The 4,308-nt window shown below is 67.7% G+C and carries 3 protein-coding genes and 1 pseudogene; 1 reads left to right on the top strand and 3 read right to left on the bottom strand.

The window, feature by feature from the left end; translation table 11 throughout:
* Positions 1–107: 107 nt before the first annotated feature.
* Together rlmKL and JCM9942_RS11425 are read right to left on the bottom strand one after the other, a co-directional pair.
* Entirely contained in the window at positions 108–2,252 is a 2,145-nt protein-coding gene (gene rlmKL / locus JCM9942_RS11430) for a bifunctional 23S rRNA (guanine(2069)-N(7))-methyltransferase RlmK/23S rRNA (guanine(2445)-N(2))-methyltransferase RlmL (protein WP_054659773.1), read from the bottom strand.
* Positions 2,253–2,387: 135 nt separating this feature from the next.
* Positions 2,388–2,914 (bottom strand): annotated as a pseudogene (locus JCM9942_RS11425) (hypothetical protein).
* 52 nt (positions 2,915–2,966) lie between these two features.
* On the opposite strand from JCM9942_RS11425, the gene JCM9942_RS11420 reads away from it, so the two are divergent.
* Complete coding sequence (locus tag JCM9942_RS11420) at positions 2,967–3,548, top strand: N-acetylmuramoyl-L-alanine amidase (protein ID WP_054659772.1); 582 nt, start codon at positions 2,967–2,969, stop codon at positions 3,546–3,548.
* Here JCM9942_RS11420 and JCM9942_RS11415 read toward each other — a convergent pair.
* The coding region (locus JCM9942_RS11415) for a DUF1684 domain-containing protein (protein WP_054659770.1) at positions 3,533–4,308 on the bottom strand (776 nt) is incomplete at its 5' end. The genes JCM9942_RS11420 and JCM9942_RS11415 overlap by 16 nt on opposite strands.

Here is a 4,308-nt window from a genome sequence, read left to right as displayed (position 1 = left end):
CGCGCCGACGCCGACGCGCTTGGAAAATCCATCGAAGAAGCCTGCCGGCGCTGATCGCCGCGCCGGCGTCTGGGGTGGATGGCAGCGGTTGCCGGACGGGCGGCCGCTCAGGCGCCGTGACGTCGCAGCTCCCACGCCCGGTGGATGCGCGCGTTGCGTTCGAAGTCCAACCCGATGGTCTGGGATGAAATCTCCGTACACGCGGCAAATTCCCTGATCGCGTCCTCATCGAGCTTGAAGCGACGGAAGTTGTTGGAGAAATACAGCACGCCATCCGGGCTCAGACGCGCCACCGCCGCACGCAGCAGGCGCACATGCTCGCGCTGCACGTCGAAGTCCTCGGCGCGGGCGGAATTGGAGAAGGTCGGCGGATCGCAGAAGATCACATCGAAGCGGTGCCGCTCGGCTTCCAGCCAAGCCAAGGCGTCGGCCTGGATCAACTGGTGCTGGCTGCCGCCCTTGCCGTTCAAGGCCAGGTTGTCGGCACACCACTGCAGGTAGGTTCCGGACAGGTCAACACTGGTGGTCGTAGCCGCACCGGCCACCGCCGCCTGCACCGTGGCTGCGCCGGTGTAGCAGAACAGGTTGAGGAAGCGTTTGTTGGTGGCTTCCTGGGCCATGTGCCAGCGCAGCGGGCGATGGTCCAGGAACAGGCCGGTGTCCAGATAGTCGAACAGGTTCACCCGCAACAGCGCATCGTTCTCACGCACCAGCACGAACTCGCCGCGCTGCTCGAAACGGCCGTACTTGCTGCCGCCCTTGCCACGCTCGCGCGACTTCAGTGCGACCTGGTCGGCCGGCACCTGGAACACCTCGCGCGCGGCCGACAGCAGCTCGTTGCGACGGCGGCGCACGTCGACATCGGGAATCTCCGCCGGCGCGGCGTATTCCTGCACATGCAGAAACGTGCGGCGCTGGCCGCCATCTTCCTGATAGACGTCGATCGCCGCCGCGTACTCGGGCAGGTCCGCGTCATAGACGCGATAGCAGCTGATCTGCTCGCGGCTGAGCCAGTTCTTGAACTTTTTGACGTTCTTGCGCAGACGGTTGGCCACCATCTGCGCGCCCTCGCTCAGTTCGCGCGGCTGGCCGTCGCTCTCGCGCTTGGGCACCGCGATCGGATCGCAGACAATCAGCGCGCACTCGATCGCGCCGTTGAACAGCTGGTAGGTCTTGCGCGCGCGCAGGCCCGTGGCGAAAGCCAGATCGGTGCTGCCGCACAGCAGGCTCGCCCGCCACTGCGGCACCGCGCGCTTGAGCGCATCACCCAGCTGGCGGTACAGCGCGTTGTCCGCGGCCAGACGCTCGTCATACGGAGGATTGCAGACCACGCAGCCGGTCGCCTGCGGCGGCACCTGCAGATCGACCACATCACGCACACCGAACCAGATCGCCTCGGCGACCCCGGCCACTTCCGCGTTCTCCTTGGCTGCGCGGATCGCGTGCGGATCGTTGTCGCTGCCGTGGATGACCTGCTTCAGTGCCGCGCGCCCGATGCGCTCACGCTCACGCGCCTCGGCCATCAATTCCTTCCACTGCGCCTGATCGAACCCCCGCCAGCGGCTCGGCGGCAGGCTGCCGTGCCGTTGCAGGCCCGGCGCCACATCGGCGGCCATCAGTGCGCCTTCGATCAGCAAGGTGCCACTGCCGCACATCGGATCGAGCAGGCCGCCCCCTTCGGCGTGGATCTTCGGCCAGTTGGCGCGCAGCAGCACCGCCGCGGCCAGGTTCTCCTTCAGCGGCGCTTCGTTCTGCGCGTTGCGCCAGCCACGCCGGTGCATCGGACCGCCGCTCAGATCGATCGAGATCGTCGCCCGGCCCTTGCGCAGGGACAGGTTGATGCGCACGTCCGGGAATTCCGTATTCACCGAGGGGCGCTCCTGGCCCTGCCCGCGCAGACGGTCCACCACCGCATCCTTGATCCGCTGCGCGGCAAAGCGCGCATGGGTAATCGCGGTACCGGAGACGTGCGCGTCCACAGACAGAGTCAGATCCGAATGCAGGTGCTCCTCCCACGGCATCGCCACCACGCCCTGATAGAGCGAGCCCTCGTCCGGACATTCGAACTCGGCCAGCGGCCACAGCACACGGCTGGCCAGCCGTGACCAGAGGACCACGCGCTGCGCATCGCGCAATTGGCCTTCGGCATTGACGCCGGCGATGGTGGCGGTGGCGACGGGCAGGCCCAACGCCAGCAGTTCGTCGGCAAGGAGGTACTCCAGGCCCTTGGCGCAGGAAACAAAGAATTTCACGGGATCGGATCGACTGTCGGAAAAGGGAGGGACACCTGGCGGGCACGCCATCTGCGCACCCGGAAACCGGAATCCAAGGCCGCCATTGTAGGCAACTGTCGCCGCCGCCGCCCTCACGGGCCGTGGCGGCAGGCATCACAGCCCGCGCAGCAGGCTCTCGAAGGCCTGTGCCGAAGCCTGCACATGGCGGGCCAGACGGTGACCGTCATCGACCATCAGCAACCGCGCCGAACGCTGCTGCGCCCAGGCGATGACCTGTGCGGCCGGGATCAGCTCGTCATGCCAGGCGTGGACCACGCTGATCGGCACCTTGGCCGCGTCCAGGGCGGGCATCGGCCCATCGTGGTGGGGGGAACCATCAGGAACAGCGCGCGCGTGGGTACCTGCAGCGAGGCGATCGCCGAGATATAGGCGCCCAGGCTGGAGCCGGCCAGCACCACCGGCCCGCGCGTGGCCGCGTCACCGGCCAGCTGGACCAGCCGTTGCAGGCGCGCGGGCACATCGCCGACACGGCTGATGTCCTGGCGGCCATCCAGATCGGTGTAGTCCGGGCGCTCGTGACTGAAGCCCAGACGTTCGGCCACCTCGGCCAGCGCGGTGACCTTGGTCGCGTCCGGGCCGCTCTCGAAACCGTGGGAAAGAATGCAGTGGCCGCGGCTCATGGCGCCCTGCCGGATACGGGGTAAGTCATGGTGCAAATGCTAGCATCCACCGATGTCCGCGCTCCCTGCTCCCGCCATTGTTTCCGCGCCACTGGCGTATGAGTCCGTCCTCGCGCGACGGGCGCTGTCCGACGTCGACCTGGTGGTGATCCACTGCACCGAGTTGCCCGATCTGGTGATGGCCCGCGAATACGGCGAGCGGGTACTGTATGAGAACGGCAGCGGCAACAGCGGCCACTTCTATATCGATCGCGACGGCAGCATCGTGCAATACGTGGCGCTGGAACGGGTGGCGCACCACGTGCGTGGCATGAACCCGCGCTCGGTCGGCATCGAGCTGGTCAATACCGGGCGGTACCCGCACTGGTTCGACTCGCGCCACCAGGCCATGGAGGAGCCGTATACCCCGGCACAGATCCAGGCCCTGATCGCACTGCTGCACTGGCTGTCCACGGCGCTGCCTTCGCTGCGCTGGATCGCCGGGCATGAGGAGCTGGATACCGCACAGGTGGAGGCCAGCGACGATGCCACGCTGACCGTGGCCCGCAAGCGCGATCCTGGCCCGCGGTTTCCCTGGCCGCAGGTGCTGCAGGCCGTCGCGCTGAAGCCTCTGCCCGCTCAGTCGCGCGCCTGATAGACCTTTTCGCCCGCGGTGACAGCCAGATCCAGCCGGTTTGCGGGCGGTGCCACCGGGCACACCACATGCGGGGTAAACGCGCAGGGCGGATTCTCGGCGCGATTGAAATCCAGCACCACGGTGCCATCGTGCGGGCTCGCCGCGGACAGATAGCGCGCGCCGCCATAGGTTTCACGGCCGCTGGTGCGGTCGGAGAACAGGAAGAACAGGCGCTTGTCGTCGGCTTCCTGCAATTGCAGCACCGGGCGCAGGCGATAGCTGCGGCCGTCGATTTCAAAACGGGCCTCGCCCGGCACCTGGGCCGGCAACGGCGTGCCGATGGAGGTCAGCAGCACCACATCCTCCGGCGTCTTGTACGGGTGCCAGCGCGCGCGCACGCGCCACTGCGGCGCCACGGGGAAGTGCTCTATTCCCCCGAAGTTGCGTCGATACGGCGAGCCGGGGTCGCGATAGCGCCAGCCCCAGACATTGCCGGTGCGCACCAGATAGAACTCCGTCTCTCCCAGGCGGATACGGCTGGCCGCAGCCCCGCCCACCACCGCCGGGATCAGTTTCGCGTGCTGCAGGGGCTTTCCGTCCAGCGTCGCCGTGCTGCCAGCGCCGGCCTGGATATGGGCCGTGTCATCACTGCCCAGCGTCAACGTTCCCAGTACGGAAAGCCCGGCCGGCAGCCGCACATCGCTGCCGGGCGCACTGCCGATGCGATAACGCCCCGGTCGCAGCCGCCCGGAACCGGCATAGCTGAGCCAGCGTCGGG

Origin of the sequence: Stenotrophomonas pictorum JCM 9942 (assembly GCF_001310775.1) — a bacterium.
Classification (GTDB): domain Bacteria; phylum Pseudomonadota; class Gammaproteobacteria; order Xanthomonadales; family Xanthomonadaceae; genus Stenotrophomonas; species Stenotrophomonas pictorum.
The sequence above is the reverse complement of the archived record's forward strand: the minus strand, read 5'-3'. Positions and strand labels throughout refer to the sequence as shown.

What these genes read in the sequence shown, in the direction of transcription:
- JCM9942_RS11420 (WP_054659772.1), top strand. Translation starts at nt 2,967, where the DNA reads ATGTCCGCGCTCCCTGCTCCCGCCATTGTTTCCGCGCCACTGGCGTAT.